The organism is Halosimplex pelagicum (genome assembly GCF_013415905.1).
Lineage (GTDB): Archaea > Halobacteriota > Halobacteria > Halobacteriales > Haloarculaceae > Halosimplex > Halosimplex pelagicum.
Genome location: NZ_CP058909.1, coordinates 4,354,170 through 4,369,094, shown reverse-complemented (window position 1 = coordinate 4,369,094; position 14,925 = coordinate 4,354,170). Strand labels below are relative to the sequence as shown.

General features: G+C 70.1%; 13 protein-coding genes. 5 read left to right on the top strand and 8 right to left on the bottom strand.

From position 1 onward, the window contains the following. Positions 1-37 precede the first annotated feature (37 nt). The 3 genes from HZS54_RS21750 to HZS54_RS21740 form a co-directional block, all read right to left on the bottom strand. On the bottom strand, positions 38-1,927 hold the full coding sequence (locus HZS54_RS21750) for an ABC transporter ATP-binding protein (RefSeq protein ID WP_179919195.1): 1,890 nt from the start codon (positions 1,925-1,927) through the stop codon (positions 38-40). 138 nt (positions 1,928-2,065) lie between these two features. Next, complete coding sequence (rtcA, locus tag HZS54_RS21745; RefSeq protein ID WP_179919194.1) at positions 2,066-3,130, bottom strand: RNA 3'-terminal phosphate cyclase; 1,065 nt, start codon at positions 3,128-3,130, stop codon at positions 2,066-2,068. Between the two features lie 209 nt (positions 3,131-3,339). After that, positions 3,340-3,624, bottom strand: coding sequence for a hypothetical protein (locus HZS54_RS21740; protein ID WP_179919193.1), 285 nt, complete (start codon positions 3,622-3,624; stop codon positions 3,340-3,342). 345 nt (positions 3,625-3,969) lie between these two features. Here HZS54_RS21740 and HZS54_RS21735 point away from each other — a divergent pair, with 345 nt between their 5' ends. Next, positions 3,970-4,467, top strand: coding sequence for a YciE/YciF ferroxidase family protein (locus HZS54_RS21735; RefSeq protein WP_246391715.1), 498 nt, complete (start codon positions 3,970-3,972; stop codon positions 4,465-4,467). A gap of 177 nt (positions 4,468-4,644) precedes the next feature. Then, on the top strand, positions 4,645-6,078 hold the full coding sequence (locus HZS54_RS21730) for a dihydrolipoyl dehydrogenase family protein (protein WP_179919192.1): 1,434 nt from the start codon (positions 4,645-4,647) through the stop codon (positions 6,076-6,078). Between the two features lie 42 nt (positions 6,079-6,120). Here HZS54_RS21730 and HZS54_RS21725 read toward each other — a convergent pair whose 3' ends face one another. Beyond that, complete coding sequence (locus tag HZS54_RS21725) at positions 6,121-6,750, bottom strand: class I SAM-dependent methyltransferase (protein ID WP_179919191.1); 630 nt, start codon at positions 6,748-6,750, stop codon at positions 6,121-6,123. Positions 6,751-7,013: 263 nt separating this feature from the next. Between HZS54_RS21725 and HZS54_RS21720 the strand changes: the two genes are divergently transcribed. The 3 genes from HZS54_RS21720 (at position 7,014) to HZS54_RS21710 (ending at position 9,101) form a co-directional block, all read left to right on the top strand. Beyond that, a complete protein-coding gene (locus tag HZS54_RS21720) occupies positions 7,014-7,208 on the top strand; it encodes a cold-shock protein (RefSeq protein ID WP_006883975.1) in 195 nt (64 codons plus the stop codon). A gap of 146 nt (positions 7,209-7,354) precedes the next feature. Then, positions 7,355-8,194: an ion transporter gene (locus HZS54_RS21715; protein ID WP_179919190.1), complete on the top strand. Its 840-nt coding sequence runs from the start codon at positions 7,355-7,357 to the stop codon at positions 8,192-8,194. Between the two features lie 202 nt (positions 8,195-8,396). Further along, entirely contained in the window at positions 8,397-9,101 is a 705-nt protein-coding gene (locus HZS54_RS21710) for a nitroreductase family protein (protein ID WP_246391714.1), read from the top strand. Between the two features lie 83 nt (positions 9,102-9,184). On the opposite strand, the gene HZS54_RS21705 is transcribed toward HZS54_RS21710, so the two are convergent. From HZS54_RS21705 to HZS54_RS21690, 4 genes are all read right to left on the bottom strand, one after another. Further along, entirely contained in the window at positions 9,185-9,493 is a 309-nt protein-coding gene (locus tag HZS54_RS21705; RefSeq protein WP_179919189.1) for a hypothetical protein, read from the bottom strand. A 91-nt stretch (positions 9,494-9,584) separates the two neighbouring features. Next, positions 9,585-9,884, bottom strand: coding sequence for a type II toxin-antitoxin system RelE family toxin (locus HZS54_RS21700; RefSeq protein WP_179919188.1), 300 nt, complete (start codon positions 9,882-9,884; stop codon positions 9,585-9,587). Positions 9,885-9,891: 7 nt separating this feature from the next. Continuing rightward, complete coding sequence (locus tag HZS54_RS21695) at positions 9,892-10,164, bottom strand: ribbon-helix-helix domain-containing protein (protein WP_179919187.1); 273 nt, start codon at positions 10,162-10,164, stop codon at positions 9,892-9,894. A gap of 118 nt (positions 10,165-10,282) precedes the next feature. Continuing rightward, positions 10,283-14,815 (bottom strand): DUF7997 domain-containing protein, encoded by a 4,533-nt coding sequence (locus HZS54_RS21690; protein WP_179919186.1) that lies wholly within the window; start codon positions 14,813-14,815, stop codon positions 10,283-10,285. Positions 14,816-14,925 lie beyond the last annotated feature (110 nt).

Genomic DNA, 14,925 nt, shown 5'->3' with positions numbered 1-14,925 from the left:
CCCGCCCAGCCCGGATCGGGCGTGCTCGCGGTGGGCGTCAGACGTCGCCGCGGGCGCGGTCGACGAACTCGTCGGGCAGGTCGTCGATCTCGCCGGCCTGGACCGCCCAGAGGTTGGCGTAGAGACCGTCTTCCTCCAGCAGTTCCTGGTGAGTCCCTCGCTCGACGACGCGGCCCTCCTCCAGCACGAGGATCGTCTCGGCGTCGGTCACCGTCGAGAGGCGGTGAGCGATGACGAACGTCGTGCGGTCGGCGGCAAGCCGGTCGAGCGAGCGCTGGATCAGGACCTCGGTCTCGGTGTCGACGGCGGAGGTCGCCTCGTCGAGGATGAGGATGTCGGGGTCCTGCAGGACGGTGCGAGCGATGGAGATGCGCTGGCGCTGACCGCCCGAGAGGCGGGCGCCGCGCTCGCCGACCTGGGTGTCGTAGCCGTCGGCGAGGTCGGTGATGAACTCGTGGGCCTCCGCCGCTTTGGCGGCCTCGACGATCTCGTCGCGGGTGGCGCCGAACTCGCCGTAGCGGATGTTCTCGGCGACGGTGCCGTCGAAGAGGTAGGTTTCCTGGCTCACGTAGCCGATCGACTCGCGGAGGCTCCCGACGGTCACGTCGCGGATGTCGTGGCCGTCGACGCTGACGGCGCCCTCGTCCACGTCGTAGAGTCGCATCAGGAGCTTGACTGCGGTGGACTTCCCCGCGCCGGTCGGGCCGACGAACGCGACCGTGTCGCCGGCGTCGGCGTCGAAGCTCACGTCTTCGAGGATGGTCTCCTCGCCGTCGTAGCTGAAGGTCACGTCGTCGTAGGCGACGCGCCCGTCGACGGACTCGAGTTCGACGGCGTCGGGCGAGTCCTCGATGCGGACGGGCGTGTCCATCAGGCCGAAGATGCGCTTGCCGGAGGCGCGGGCGTTCTCGAACCAGTCGATGATATTAGATATCTGGGCGAGCGGGTCGATGAACCGCTGGGTGAGGAAGATGAAGACGACGAAGTCGCCGACGGTGAGTTCGCCCGAGAAAAAGAGGGGTGGGCCGGAGAACAGCCAGAGGCCGCCGACCACGAACGTGGCGACGAACGAGAGCCCGGCCAGCAGGCGCATCCCCGGTCGGTAGAGGAAGGCCAGTTTCAGCACGTCCATGTTCGTCGTGTAGAAGTTCCAGGAAGCCTCCTCGACGCGGTCGGTCTCGAACTCCTCGGTGTTGGAGGTCTTGACGAGTTGCATCCCCCCGATGGAGTTCTCCAGGCGGGTGTTCAGGTCGCCGACGCTGGAGCGGACGGCGTCGTATCTGGGCGCGACCCGGCGGCTGAACCAGATCGTAAAGAGGGTCATCAGCGGGACGCCGACGAGGGTGACGAGGGCGAGCTGCCAGTTCATCGAGAGCAACAGAGCGCCGATGGCGACGACCATGATCACGAGGCGGAAGCCGTTCTTCAGCGCCTGGTCGAGGTAGCGTTCGAGGTTGGTCGCGTCCTGGTTGAGGATGGACATGGCCTCGCCGGTCTGCTGTTCGTCGAAGAACGCCATGTCCAGCTCCTGCATCTTCCGGAAGGTGTCGACGCGGACGGCGTGTAGCGAGCGGTGGGCGAAGATGTCGCTCGTGATGGCCTGGGCCCACGTCGTGACCGCGGTGACGACGAACGCGCCGACGATCAGTGAGACGGAGAACCAGAACTGCGCCTTCGGCTCGGTCGGGAGCCACCCTTGAGGGACGAGCGGCAGCGAGTAGGCGTTCGTGCCGCTGAAGATGGCGTCGATGGCCGTCCCGAGCACCAGCGGCGGGACGAGACTGGACAGTCGCGCGACGAGGTTCATCGCCACCGCGACGGCGAACCAGTGGATCCGCGGCACGCCGTACTCCCTGAACACCCGCCGGAGCGGCGCCTCTACCTCGTCGACCCGGTCGGAGACTGCGACTGTTGTGCCCTCGGACATTCGGTCGTGTCGCCACTGTCGATAGACGCGCAAAAGCGTTTGCATTACGGAAGATCGATAGGTCAGATACCGGAGAGTCGTTCCGGGACCCGCGGTCGGCTCGCTTCGGGCCCGCGGGCCCGCGGCGTGACCTATCAGTTATCGATCATCCGTGAGGACCGGAGTCGGTCCGGAGCGGTCGACGCCGACCGGTCGGTCGAACGTCTCCAGCAGCGCGCGATTGGTGGCGACGTGGTCGGAGACTCCGGGGATCGCGACGCGGCCGCCGGCGACGGCGAGGAAGACGAGCAGCTGGTCGGCGAGGTGGGCGTCGACCGCGGCGCCGCCGCCGCGGAAGCGCCGCACCTGGTCGGTGACCTCGGAGGCGACCTCCTCGACCGGCTTGCCCGGCGCGCCGTACGCGTCGAACCCGGCGAGCGGCCGCCGCCGGCCCGGTTCCGCGCTCCCCGACGCCGATCCGTCGGTCCCCATCGGCGCCCCGTCCAGCCGAACGACCAGGGCCGAACCGGGGCTGTCGCTCGCGACGTACGCGGTCCGGTGTTCGACGGTCTCGATCCCCAGGCCGCGGAGCGCGTCGGTCGCGGCGTCGGCCTGGCGCTCGGCCACCTCGGCGTCGGCCAGGTCCGTCGCGGCCTTCGAGTAGACCCGGGCCGCCGTCGGCTCCAGCGGCCCGTCGAGGCCGACCGGCGAGAGCTCCGAGGGCCACAGGCGCAGCGTCGCGCGGCCGCCGCCCGCGGGGTAGAAGCCGGTCCGGTCGAGTTCGACGGCGGCCGCGAGCCCGAACTGGCGGAGCAGCGGCAGTTTGACCGCGCGGTAGTAGGCCAGCGGCGGCGACCACGCCACGTCCGTCCCGCCGGTCGCCGTGACCGAGACCGGTTCGTCGATCGCCGCCGCCAGCGGGAGAAGCGTGTCGAACAGCAGCGTGAGACTCCCGGCGGTGCCGATGTCGGCCTCGTAGCGGCCGCCCGCGACCGTTTCAGGTTCGAACGTGACCGTCTCCGAGCCTCGCTCGGCGCCCTCGACCTCGGCGTCGGCGACCGCCGCGGCGGTCTCGACGGCGGCGAGGTGCTGGGCGCCCAGTCCGGGTTCCGAGCGGTTCCCGCGGACGTGTTCGATCTCGACGGGCTCGTCGTCGAGCACCGACAGCGTGAGCGCGCTCCGGAGCAGCTGTCCACCCCCGTCGCTCCCGTCCACCTCCAGCATGACGCGGACTAACGAGCGAGTCAGTAAAGCTCTCCCGGTGGCACACGGAGCGACCGAGCGCTCCCCCGAGGCGGACCGAGCACTCGTCGGCGCCTCCCGGGGCCCCGAGAGAGCGGTAAACCTCGAAGCGGTCACCGACCGCTAGGAAGCCTGACAGTACCGTCGCGGTCGGTGCGCGCTGGTCGGCGGTGAGCGGACGGGCCGTTCGCTCACTCCGTGCGGCTCTGGACCATCCGCTCGACGCGGCCGACGAGGGTGTCGCGACCGGTCGCTCGCTCGACCATGTCGCTCATCTTCGTCTGCTCGAAGTAGCTCGCGAACGCGAGGATCGTCGGCGGCCAGAGCCCGACGAACAGGCCCTGCTGCTTGTCACCGCGCGCGTAGAAGAAGAACCACGACAGTACGACCGACCCCGCCGCGAGGATCACTGCTGGGTCCGTTCCGGTGTCTTCGGCGGCTCGTACCGCTTCCTGCTGTTGGTCTTGAGCTTCCATGCAGACTCCCTTGCGACGGCACCGGCTTAGTTAGCCGCCGGGTAGCCCAGACAAGCCGACGTTATCGCGCTCGACGGCTGAACAGCACGAGCTTACGCCCGGAAACTCGGGATTACTCGCCGACGGCGCGTCGCCGCGTCGCCGTCCGCTGTGGAAACCGACTTGCCGCGTGACCGCGTAGGTCCGGCCGGCCGATGACGACCCGCGGTTCCGAGCCGGCCTGACGACCCGGCGGTGACGACCCCTATGAGTACTGAGGCCGCTCTCTACGCCGAGATCCGCGTTCCGGCCTGCGATACCAACCTCTCGACTCAATCGGCTCCGGTCCCAAGCGCCGGACGCATCATGAGCATGTCCACAGACGAGTCGCGAGAACTACTGGTCGAGGGCGTACAGGAACTGTACTACACGGAACAGCAGCTCGTCGACGCGCTTGACGACGTCGCCCAGGAGACCGAGGACGACAACGCCGCGCAGGGTTTCTCCCAGCACCGCGAGGAGACACAGGAGCACGTCGAGCGCCTCGAAACGGTGTTCGAGAAGCTCGACGAACAGCCACGGGAGCGCGAGGACCCGGTCCTCGACGCGATGATCGAGGAACACGACGCCTTCGCCGGCGACAACGACGGCGAGGTGCTCGACCGGTACAACATCTCCGCGGGGCAGAAGATCGAGCACTACGAGATCGCGGCCTACGGGAACGTCACGTCGCTGGCCGGGAAGCTCGGCGAGGACGAGGCCGCCGACCTCCTCGAGGAGAACCTCCGCGAGGAGGAGCAGGCGCTGGACGAACTCTCCCAGGCCGGCGAGCAGTTCGACCGACAGCAGATCGCCGGCGACTGAGACCGGTGCGAGCGGCGACTGGCCGCGGAGCCGGTCCGACCGCGACCGGACGCGAGGCCGGTCGGTCTCCGAACCGCGACCCCGTTTCGGTGGACGCGTTTTCCTCCGCGCCGATCCATCGCGACCAGCGGCGCGATCCGGCAAAAGCCCCTCCCCCGTCGAGGCCCAACTGCGGGTATGCCCGACTACGACCTGCTCGTCCTCGGTGGCGGGACCGGCAACGCCGTCGCCGCGGCGGCCGCCGACGCGGGACTGGACACCGGACTCGTCGAGCGGGGCCGCCTCGGCGGCACCTGCCTGAATCGCGGCTGTAACCCCTCGAAGAAACTGATACACCGCGCGGACGTGGCCGAGTCGATCCGCCACGCTGGGGAACTGGGGATCGACGCGAGCCTCGACGGCGTCGCGTTCTCCGATATCGTCGACGACGTGGCCGAGGCGATCACCGCGAAGGCCGAGCGGATGGCCCGCGAGGCCCGCGAACGCGACGGCCTCACGCTCTACCATGCCGAAGGGAGGTTCGTCGACGAACGAACGGTCGAAGTCGAGCGCGACGACGGACGCAACGGCGATGGCGACGACGACGGTGACGGCGGCACCGAACGGCTCACCGCCGAGACGGTCGTGCTCGCCGGCGGCTCGCGGCCGATGGTCCCCGACTCTATCGACGGGACCGACGAGACGTCGTTTCTCACCAGCGACGAGGCGCTGTGGCTCGACTCGCTCCCCGACCGACTCGTCGTGGTCGGCGGCGGCTACATCGCCGTCGAGCTGAGCCACTTCTTCTCGCAGATGGGCAGCGACGTGGCGATCGTCGGCCACGGGGACGTACTCGTCGACCGCGAGGACCGCGACGTGGCCGAGCGGCTCACCGAGGCCTACCGCGAGAAACACGACCTGCATCTGGGCTACCGGGCGACCGAGATCGCCGACGTCGACGGCGAGCGCGTCGTCACCGCCGAACCGGAAGAAGGCGAGACGATCGAGGTCCGCGGCGACCGGCTCCTGCTGGCGACCGGTCGGCGGCCGAACGGCGACCTCTGGAACGTCGACGCGGCGGGGATCGAGACGACAGAGAAGGGGTTCGTCGAGACGGACGAATACCTCCGCACGTCGGTCGACGGGGTCTACGCGATGGGCGACATCGCGGGCAACTACATGTTCAAACACTCCGGGGACAAAGAGGCCGAGTACGTCGTCGCCAACGCCGTTCGCGGGGACGAGCGGGCCGTCGAGTACCCGGGGATGGCCCACGCCGTCTTCGGGTCGCCGCAGGTCGCCAGCCTCGGAAAGACGGAGAGTGAGGTGAGCGAGCGGGACGGTACCGACTACGAGGTCGGCACGTGCGCGTACGACGACACGGCGCTCGGCGCGGCGCTACGCGACGAGGGCGGGTTCGCCAAGGCCATCGTGGGGGCCGACGGCGAGGTGCTGGGCTGTCACGTCGTCGGGCCGGAGGCGTCGACGGTGATCCACGAGGTGAGCACGGCCGTCGCGGCGGGGGCCGACGCCGAGACGATCGCCGAGACGATCCACGTCCACCCCGCCATCTCGGAGGTCGTCCAGGGCGCGTTCCGGGACGCCTGTGGCGTCGGGCTCTCCGGGATCTGAGAAGAGAGCACGGGCGAAGCTCCCGACTCGCCCGCGGGTCGATCAGCAGGCGCGGAACGCCCGGACGATGTCGCGCTTGACCGTTCGGCGTTCGATCTGCTCGAAGCCTAGATCGCCGAAGATCTCGCCCCAGTCGCGGTAGTACAGCGGGAACTCGTCGCGGACGTAGTTCACGTCGGGGTCCTCGTCGCGCTCCTCGCGCTCGGCGTCCGCGGCGTCGTCCTCGATTTCGGCGGTGACGAGCGCGTCGCCCGTGACCCGCGCGATCTCGTCGAACACCCACTCCGCGTCGGGATGGACGTGCTGGAGCGTCTCGACGGAGTAGACGGCGTCGAAGGCGTCGTCGTCGAAGTCGCCGACCACGTCCTCGATGGCGTCGGCGTGGAAGGTGCCGGCCTCAAACAGGTCTGGGTACTGCTCGGCCATCACGTCGAAGGCGTCGGGGTTGAGTTCGACCCCGTGGAGGTCGGTGAAACCGTCGTCGAACAGGTGCGAGAGGTGGCGTCCGGAGCTACAGCCCAGCTCCAGCACGGCCGCGTCGCGACCGACGCGGTCGCGGAGGAGCTCGCGGACCGACTCGCTCGTCTCGTCGGGGCCGTAGTGGGCGTAGTACGCCGGCGAGTACTCGCCGGTGCGGTCGGCCCACTCGCGCCGAACGTCGTGAGAATCCACACTGTGACGCCGAGCGCCAGCCGTATAGTCCCGTCGGGCGCGCCCCGCGGACCGCCGTTCGTCGGCCCCGTCCGGCGGGAACTGCGGATCCCATCGCAGACCGCCCTCGAACTACCGAATCAGTCGCCGTTTCGAGACGAAATCGACCAGTCTGGACGTTCGTATGCCGAGACGGATTTTTGGAAAAGATCGTTTTCTAATTTCTGCGTTTTGCGGACGGATACGGAATACTTAACCGTACACCGGCCATCCGTCTATTCGCAATGGCAAACGGTAAGGTCGACTTCTTCAACGACACTGGCGGTTACGGTTTCATCGACACCGAGGACTCTGACGACGACGTTTTCTTCCACATGGAGGACGTTGGCGGTGAGGATCTGACGGAAGGTACCGAGATCGACTTCGAGATCGAAGACGCCCCCAAGGGCCCGCGCGCGACGAACGTCGTCCGCGCCTGACTGAGGTTCGAATCGTCGCCTGACGGCGACGGACGCATCTCGATTCTACGAACGACTGCTTCGGCCAGCGACCGCGCTCGCGGCGGCGGTTCGGCCGTCCGCCACGGAGCGACGTGTTTCTTAACCGGTCGGCTACTCGAACCGGTATGAGCAGCGAGAGCGCTCGCGTCCCCGACGACGCCCGCGAGCGGGTCCGCTTCTATCTCCTCGACCACCGGACGCCGCTGGGGAAGGCCATCGACATCGGGCTGCTCGCGCTGAATCTGGTGTTCATCGCCGTCTTCGTCGCCCAGACCTATCCGCTGGACCCGGCGACGCGGGCGCGCCTCTGGGACCTGGAGGTCGTCATCGCCGGCGTCTTCGTCGTCGAGTACGTCCTCCGGCTCTACGGCGCCCGCGACCGGCTGTCGGAGGCCACCGACCCCTACACGGTCGTCGACCTGCTGTCGGTGCTTCCGACCGTCCTCGTGATCCTCTATCCGGCTCCAGCGGTCGTCTTGAACGTCGGGTTCCTGCGGGTGCTCCGGGTGATCCGGGTGCTGCGGTTCTACCGGTTCACCCGCGACGAGGAGTTTTTCTTCGGGTCGGTCTCGGGCGGCGCGCTCCGGGCGACGAAGCTCCTGCTGACGGTGCTGGTCGTCCTGTTCCTCTCGGCGGGGCTGTTCTACACGGTCGAACACCGCGCCAACCCCAACGTCGAGCACTTCGGCGACGCATTCTACTACGTCGTGGTCACCCTCTCGACGGTCGGCTTCGGCGACATCATCCCGGTGACGCGAGCGGGCCGCTGGGTGACGGTCACGAGCGTCCTCGCGGCGATCATCGTCATCCCCTGGCAGGCCAGCAAGATCGTCCGCGCGTGGACCAGCGACGACAAGGTGCCGACGACCTGCCCCGACTGCGGGCTCACCGGCCACGACCCCGACGCCTCCCACTGCAAGGCCTGCGGCCACGTCATCTATCAGGAGTACGAGTCCGACGAGTGACGGGCCCCCGTCCAGCCGCCGAGTCGCCGCCCCCCGGCCGGCCGCCGAGTCGCCGCCCCCCGGCCGGCCGCCGAGTCGCCGCCCGAAACGCGGTTGCGTATTGTTACCTGAATGTAACCCGTAACCCGGTTCGGTCCGTCCAACGGGGTTCCACGTCCGTTAGCTGATACTTATCCGGACACAGCACGACGGTTCGGACGAGATGACCGATACTTCGAGCGGTTCCGACGACGGTGACGCCGACGAAGGGGAACGAACGGCCGCGGACGGCGGCGAGGCGGTGGCCGCGGAACGGTCGCCGCTGACCGAGTTCACGCCGGAGGTCGCCGAGCATCGCGACCCGGGCCACGACGTGGCGCCGGTGTTCGTCAATCGGTGGTCACCGCGGGCGATGACGGGCGAGACGGTGGCCGACGAGGACCTGCTGGCGCTGTTCGAGGCGGCCCGCTGGGCGCCCTCCTCGCGGAACAACCAGCACTGGCGGTTCGTCTACGCCGAGCGCGACGACGAGGCGTGGGAGTCCTACCTGGATCTGCTGGCCGAGGGCAACCGGACGTGGGCCGCCGACGCGGGCGCGCTGCTGGTCGTCGTCTCGAAGACGACTTTCGACTACAACGGCGAGCCCGCCGGCACGCACTCGTTCGACACCGGTGCTGCCTGGCAGAACCTCGCTCTGGAGGCCACCCGGCGGCGGCTGGCGACCCACCCCATCGGCGGCTTCGACCACGAGGCCGCCGCGGAGCTGGTGGATCTGCCCGACGAGTTCGAGGTGGAGGCGATGGTCGCGGTCGGCCACCGGGCCGACCCGGAGACACTCCCCGAGGACCTCCGCGAACGCGAGGTCCCCAAGGGTCGCAAGCCCCTCGACGAGATCGTCTTCGAGGGCCGGTTCGAGGACGAGGGGTAGTCAGTCGGTCGCACCGAGACCGGTCCGGGAGCGGCCGCGCCGTCTCGGCGGTTCGGGCGGTCGACCGGTGGCCGAGCGGCCGTTCACTCGTCGGCCGACTCGCGGGCCGCCCGAATGTGCTCGCGCGCCTCCTCGGGGGTCATCCCGCGGACATCACACGCACACGACAGCAGCTCGGGGTCGGTCAGCTCGTCGACCCGCTCGATTTCGTCGCGCTCCAGCGAGTCGGCGTCGGGGTCGTACTCGAAGGTGACCCGGTGGGAGACCTGCGTGACGCCCTCGATGTGGTGGTCCTCGTCGGGGTCGGGGTTCGCGATGGCCTCGGCGTGTTCGGCCTGCATCGTCTCCTTCCACTCGTCGAGGGTCGCCTCGGGATCGCGCTCGTCGCTCATGTCTCGGGAATACCGGGGGCGGGGGAAAAGTCCGACGGGCCGCTTCCGACGGACACTCCGGTCGTGTCGCACCTCGTCCGACGGGCGCCGCTCACTCCTCGTCCCGCCAGGACCCCCAGACTTCCCTGAATCTCCCCAGCTCCCGGTACTCCTTCTTGCGCTCGAAGGCGTCGATCCCGTAGAGCGTCTCCCCGTCTTTGTCCCAGTCGACCAGGACGCGGAAATCACCGACTCGCAACTTATAGCCCGGATGGTCCTTCAGTCGGTCGAGGAAGTGACCGGGGAACTCACCGATCTCCTCCAGTTTTCCGACGATCCGTTCGGCGTCCTCGGTTTCGAACTGTTCCAGCGTCTCGACGAGCGTCTCCGTCAGGACGACGTCGTGTGTCACCGTTTCCTCACTCCTCGTCGAGTCCCAGGCGCTCCCGGGCCTCGTCGGCCGACATCGTCCGGCCCGCCGCCACGTCGGCGTATCCCTCGGAAACGCCGTCTCGCGCACCGGCGGTCAGTATCGGTTCCGTCGTGTCCCGGAGCACTTCCCGGACGAACTCCGAACGGCTGGTGTAGTCGAGTTCGTCGGCCAGTTCGTCGATCTCCGCCAGGAGCCGTTTCGGGACCTTGACGTTGAGCTTCTCCATCTCACCGTCGCCGTCGTCCGCGTTCGTGCTCATATCTCGTGGTACTGGCGTGGTACACATATGATTGTCGGCCACACCCCCCAGAACAGCGCGAGCCGTACTCTCGACCCGGAACCGAACGGAAGCGGGGTTCGGCCCGCTCCCGGGACCGTTACAGCTGCAGCCGGCGGACGGTCGTGCCCGAGGCCTCCACGTCGGCGGCGCCGGCGGCGACGATCACCTGGTTCTCGCCCCGCTCGATGCCGACGGTCGTCTCGAACTCGGTGCCCTCGGGTTCGACGACGACGCCCTCGACGGGGGTCTTGACGGCGACGCGCTCGCCGGTCGTCTCGCCGGAGACGACCAGCCGGTCGCCGCGGAACTCCGTGTCCACCCGGAGCGCGGGGCTGCGGTCGGGTTCGTGGAGCCGCTCGTCCCGGTAGCGCTCGCGGACGAAATCGGGCGTCTCGACCGGTTCGCCGGCGCTGACGCCGTGGGCGAGCCGGACGTACTGGGCCATCGACCACGCCAGCGGCGTCGCCGAGCCGGTCCCCTCGCCGAACGCCCAGTCGTAGTCGGTGGCGTGCTCGCGGTCCCACACCTGCTCGGCGATCATCCGCCCGGAGTTGGCGAACTCCTGCATCGCCCGCAGGCAGTCCTCCGGCGGCAGGTCGGGGTCGTCGAGGTGCAACTCGTACTCGCCGCGTTCGCCCGTCAGGAGGGGCCAAAGCCGGCCCTTCCCCTTGTGTTCGACCGACCACGGGCCGCCCACGTCGCCGCGCTCGCGCTCGCCGTAGCCGTCGCCATTATAACGGTAGAAGCCCGCGGCGGAGCCGGCGTCGACGCGGATGGTGTCGTCGACCTCGGCGACGGAGTTTTCGATTACCTCGTCGTCGGCCGGTTTGATGCCGAGCCGCACGAGGTCGAGGAAGCCGCCGTCGACGATGTTCCGCTCGTCCAGCGTCGGACCGGCGTTGGCGAGCGTCCGGAGGTGGCCGGCCTCGGGGTCGCCGTCGCGGGTCACGCGGACGTAGTAGGGGGTGTGCTCGTGGCGCTCGGTGCCGGTCTCGGTGGCGGTCCAGTTCTCGACGTTGTTGACCCACTGGTCTGCCAGGGCCGTCCAGACGAGCGCGTCGGCCTCGTGGTCGGTGTCGACCGCGAGCTTGCCCGCGCAGGCCAGCCCGGCGATCTCGGCGGCGATGGAGGAGGGGGAGTAGCCCGACTCCTCCTCCCAGCGCTCCTGGGCGCTCTCGGGGCCGTTGCGGGCGACGTAGTCGGCCGAGCGGCGGACGTGCTCGTAGTCGTAGTCGACCTCGTCGAACCCGAGGCCGCGCTCGGCGAGGTGGTAGGCCATCACCGCGGGGAAGGAGATGTTGTCCATCTGCTCGCCGCCCCACCGGGTGATGCCGTTGACGTAGGTGTTCTGCGGGATGAACCCGTCCTCGTCCTGCTGGTACTCGTAGATGTACGCCAGCTGCGAGGCGGCCACGTCGAGCTCGCCGACCGTCTCGAAGACGGTGAACACCTGGTACAGGTCGCGGGACCAGACGAAGTTGTAGCCGTAGCCCTTCGGCTCGTCGGCCGAGACCGCCTCGCCCCACGGGACCGACGGCGAGGCGATCGAGGCGCCGGCGTAGGTCTTGTCCTCGACGGCGTAGAGGCTCATCAGGGCGGTGCGGTACTGGGCGGCCAGGTCGCGGTCGTCGGCGACCGCCTCGGGCAGCGAGCGGTCGGCGAGGAAGTCGGCCCACGTGTCGGCGTACTCGGCGCTGACGGTCTCGAAGCCTCGCTCCAGGGCGCCGTCGGCCTCGCCGAGCGCGGCGGCGGTGTCGGCCGCGCGGGCGAACCCGAGCGCGAGCTCCGACTCGACGGCGTCGCCGGTGCCGAGGCGGCCGACGAGGACGACGCTCTGGTTGTCGACGGCGTCGCGCGGGTCGGGGAGGACGCCGTCGGTGAACAGCGCGCGCAGCGGCTCGCTGCCGGCGGCGCCGACGGTCGCCCACTCGAAGCGGTCGCGGGCGGCCATCGCCATCGCGACCGAGTAGCCCTCGCCGTCCTCGTCGACGAGGAACGGCTCCTCCGTGTCGCCCGTGTAGGCCGTCGGGTCGCGGGCGACGAGGTGGTGGGAGCCGGGCTCGCCCAGTCGCAGGCCGCGGTCGGCCGTGGCGCTGTTGACCAGCGCCGTGTCCGCGACGGCGAACACCTCGTAGTCGTTGCCGTCGGCGGCCGCGAACTCCACGTCGGCCAGCACCGCGTCGTGGTCGGGGTCGGTCGCGTACTCGACGGTGAGCTCCCACTCGTGGCCGCGGCCGTCGCCCGCCTCGGTGAAGACGTGCCGAAAGAGCAGCGCGTCGTCGGCCACGGGTTCGACCCGTCGCTCGACGGTGTCGTCGCTGACCCGGGACTCGTTGTGTGTCCGGATCGTGTACTCGTCGTCCGCGCGGTCGTTGACGAGGAAATCGAGCGTGCGGAGGTTCATCAGGTCGACCTGCGGGAACCGCACCTCCGTCATCGCGCCCTCGGTGAGCGTGAACCAGACCCGCGAGGGGTCGGCGGCGTCGTGGTCGGCGGCGGTGCCGAGGCCGTACTTCTCGCCGGTCGTCCACCGCATCCGGTCGGTCGGTCCCTCGATGTCGGAGGTGCGGGCGGGTAGCGCCGCCTCCGCGTCGAGCACCGCGGTCGCGCGCAGCCGCAGCGCGTGCGACCAGCCGAGCGGCGCCGCGCAGTCGAGGTCACCGTCGTCGAACGCCTGCTCGGCGAGATAGCCCGCGTCGGTCGTCAGCGGGCCGTCCTCGCCGAGCAGCTCGTAGAGGTCGCCCGCGCGGTCGAGGTACGCGTCGCCCGACCGGCCGCGCTCGTTCAGGAGGACGCCCACCTCGGCGGCGGCGACGGCGCCCATCCCCGTCGTCGCCGACCACACCTTCTCGCGGTCCTGCTCGGCGGTCCGCCAGTCGTCGCCCTCGTAGCGGACCAGCCCCGCGAGCTCGCTCTCGGCGGGGTTGCGGAACAGCCCGTCCAGCGTCGTCGCCACGTGGTCGGCCACGCGGTCGAGCCGCTCGTCGTCCAGCGTCGTCTCCGGAACCGCGTCGTAGGCCGCGACCGCCTCGGCGAGCGACAGCGTCGCCGCGTCGAGTCGGCGGTCCGGCTCGCCGTCGACCAGCCGCATCGGGTAGGCGCTCCGCTCGGCGTCGTAGACCCCGTCGAGGCCGTCGAGGACGGCCTCGGCGGCCGCCAGCGCCCGGTCGGCGAGCTGGCGGCCGACCGGCGCTCGCGCGACCGCCGCGAACGCCTGGACGTACGTCGCCGCGGTGTGGGTAAAGCGGCCGGTGGCGTCCTCCCAGACGTTCTGGCAGGGGTCGGGCAGCCCGTCCTCGCCGACGGTCCGGGTGAGCGCGTCGACGCTCTCGGCGACGGTCTCGCGGATCGAGACGGTCAGGTCGTCGGCGAGGTCGCCGCGGCGCTCGCGGAGCAGCGTCGCGAGGAAGGCGGTGACGGAGGCGGTCTGGTCGGCCTGGTACTCGACGGAATCGTCGTCGCGCTCGACGTTCGCGTTGGCCCACCCGGGCGCGAGCGAGCCGTCGACCGCCCACACGCGGTGGGGCCAGGTCCCGTCGGGCAGCTGGGCGTCGCAGTGGAAGCGAGCGGCCCGCTCGACGAGCCCGCCGACGGGGAGGTCGAGGCGGTCGCCCGCGGCGAGCACGTGGCGGGCCACCTCGGCGTCGTCGCGGAACCAGACGTAGCCGTAGCCGCCGGAGTTGGCGTGGAACGGGTCGAACTCCGGGGCGGCGACCCGCGCGCCGGTCGGCCCTTCGAGCAGGTCCGCCACTCGCAGGTCCGCCCGCACCAGGTCCGACCGGGGCGTCGACTCGGGCACGTCGACGGTCGTCCGGTCGCGGGCCGCGGCGCGGAGCTGGTCGGCGGTCGCGTGTCCCTCGGCGCAGGCGCGCAGGTCCGCGAGCGCCCCGCCCCTGTCTATCTCGCGGTGGTCCGACAGCTGGGTGACCAGCGTCGTCCGGTTACTGCGCCCCTCGCGTTCGAGCGGCGCGGTCACGACGAAGTCGCCGGTCATCCGCGTCTGGTCGTAGGCGCGCTCGCCCTCCCCGCGCGGGAAGTCGACGGTGTCGTCGTCGAGGATCTCGGCGAAGCGCTCGGGCCGCTGGCCGTGGACCCCGCCGATACCGGTCGAGGCCGTCAGGTAGTCGTGTTCCGTCCGGTGGAAGACCTCCAGCACGCTGGCCCCCGCGGGGCCGCTGTCCTCGTGGACCAGCGCGCCGACGCCGGCCTCCTCGCCCTCCGGCGCCATCGTGAGGAAGGCGACGAGGTGGGCGTCCTGCGGGACGGCCCCCCGCAGTTCGACGTGCGTGACGTGGGCCCGGCCGAGCGTCAGGTCGTACTGGTGGACGGTGAACGAGCCGGCGTCGTACTCGGTCTCGACGAGCCGCGTGTCGCGGTAGTAGTGCTGGCGGATGGTCTCCAGGTCGGCGAACCAGTGGGTGCCCCGGGCGGTCCGGACGCCCAGTTTCGAGCGGTCGACCCCGTGCAACCCCGACAGCGGCGCGGAGTAGTCGCGCAGCGACCCGTTCGGGTCCACGTGGACCAGCCGGTCGCCGTGGCCCGAGAAGGCGCCGTCGACCGTCCTCGTCTCCTCCGGGAAGCGCTCGCCGCGTGCCCGCTTGTACTCGTCGAGCGCCGTCGTCAGCCGCATACCGTCACCACGCCCGTTCCGTATATAAATCCCGGCTCGGACGCAGGCGTTGCCGCGCGCTCACATGGACGGGGATCGACGGACCGCAGCGCCGGGGATCGCCCTCGGTC

What these genes read in the sequence shown, in the direction of transcription:
- HZS54_RS21750 (WP_179919195.1), bottom strand. Translation starts at nt 1,927, where the DNA reads ATGTCCGAGGGCACAACAGTCGCAGTCTCCGACCGGGTCGACGAGGTA.
- rtcA (WP_179919194.1), bottom strand. Translation starts at nt 3,130, where the DNA reads ATGCTGGAGGTGGACGGGAGCGACGGGGGTGGACAGCTGCTCCGGAGC.
- HZS54_RS21740 (WP_179919193.1), bottom strand. Translation starts at nt 3,624, where the DNA reads ATGGAAGCTCAAGACCAACAGCAGGAAGCGGTACGAGCCGCCGAAGAC.
- HZS54_RS21735 (WP_246391715.1), top strand. Translation starts at nt 3,970, where the DNA reads ATGAGCATGTCCACAGACGAGTCGCGAGAACTACTGGTCGAGGGCGTA.
- HZS54_RS21730 (WP_179919192.1), top strand. Translation starts at nt 4,645, where the DNA reads ATGCCCGACTACGACCTGCTCGTCCTCGGTGGCGGGACCGGCAACGCC.
- HZS54_RS21720 (WP_006883975.1), top strand. Translation starts at nt 7,014, where the DNA reads ATGGCAAACGGTAAGGTCGACTTCTTCAACGACACTGGCGGTTACGGT.
- HZS54_RS21715 (WP_179919190.1), top strand. Translation starts at nt 7,355, where the DNA reads ATGAGCAGCGAGAGCGCTCGCGTCCCCGACGACGCCCGCGAGCGGGTC.
- HZS54_RS21710 (WP_246391714.1), top strand. Translation starts at nt 8,397, where the DNA reads ATGACCGATACTTCGAGCGGTTCCGACGACGGTGACGCCGACGAAGGG.
- HZS54_RS21705 (WP_179919189.1), bottom strand. Translation starts at nt 9,493, where the DNA reads ATGAGCGACGAGCGCGATCCCGAGGCGACCCTCGACGAGTGGAAGGAG.
- HZS54_RS21695 (WP_179919187.1), bottom strand. Translation starts at nt 10,164, where the DNA reads ATGAGCACGAACGCGGACGACGGCGACGGTGAGATGGAGAAGCTCAAC.
- HZS54_RS21690 (WP_179919186.1), bottom strand. Translation starts at nt 14,815, where the DNA reads ATGCGGCTGACGACGGCGCTCGACGAGTACAAGCGGGCACGCGGCGAG.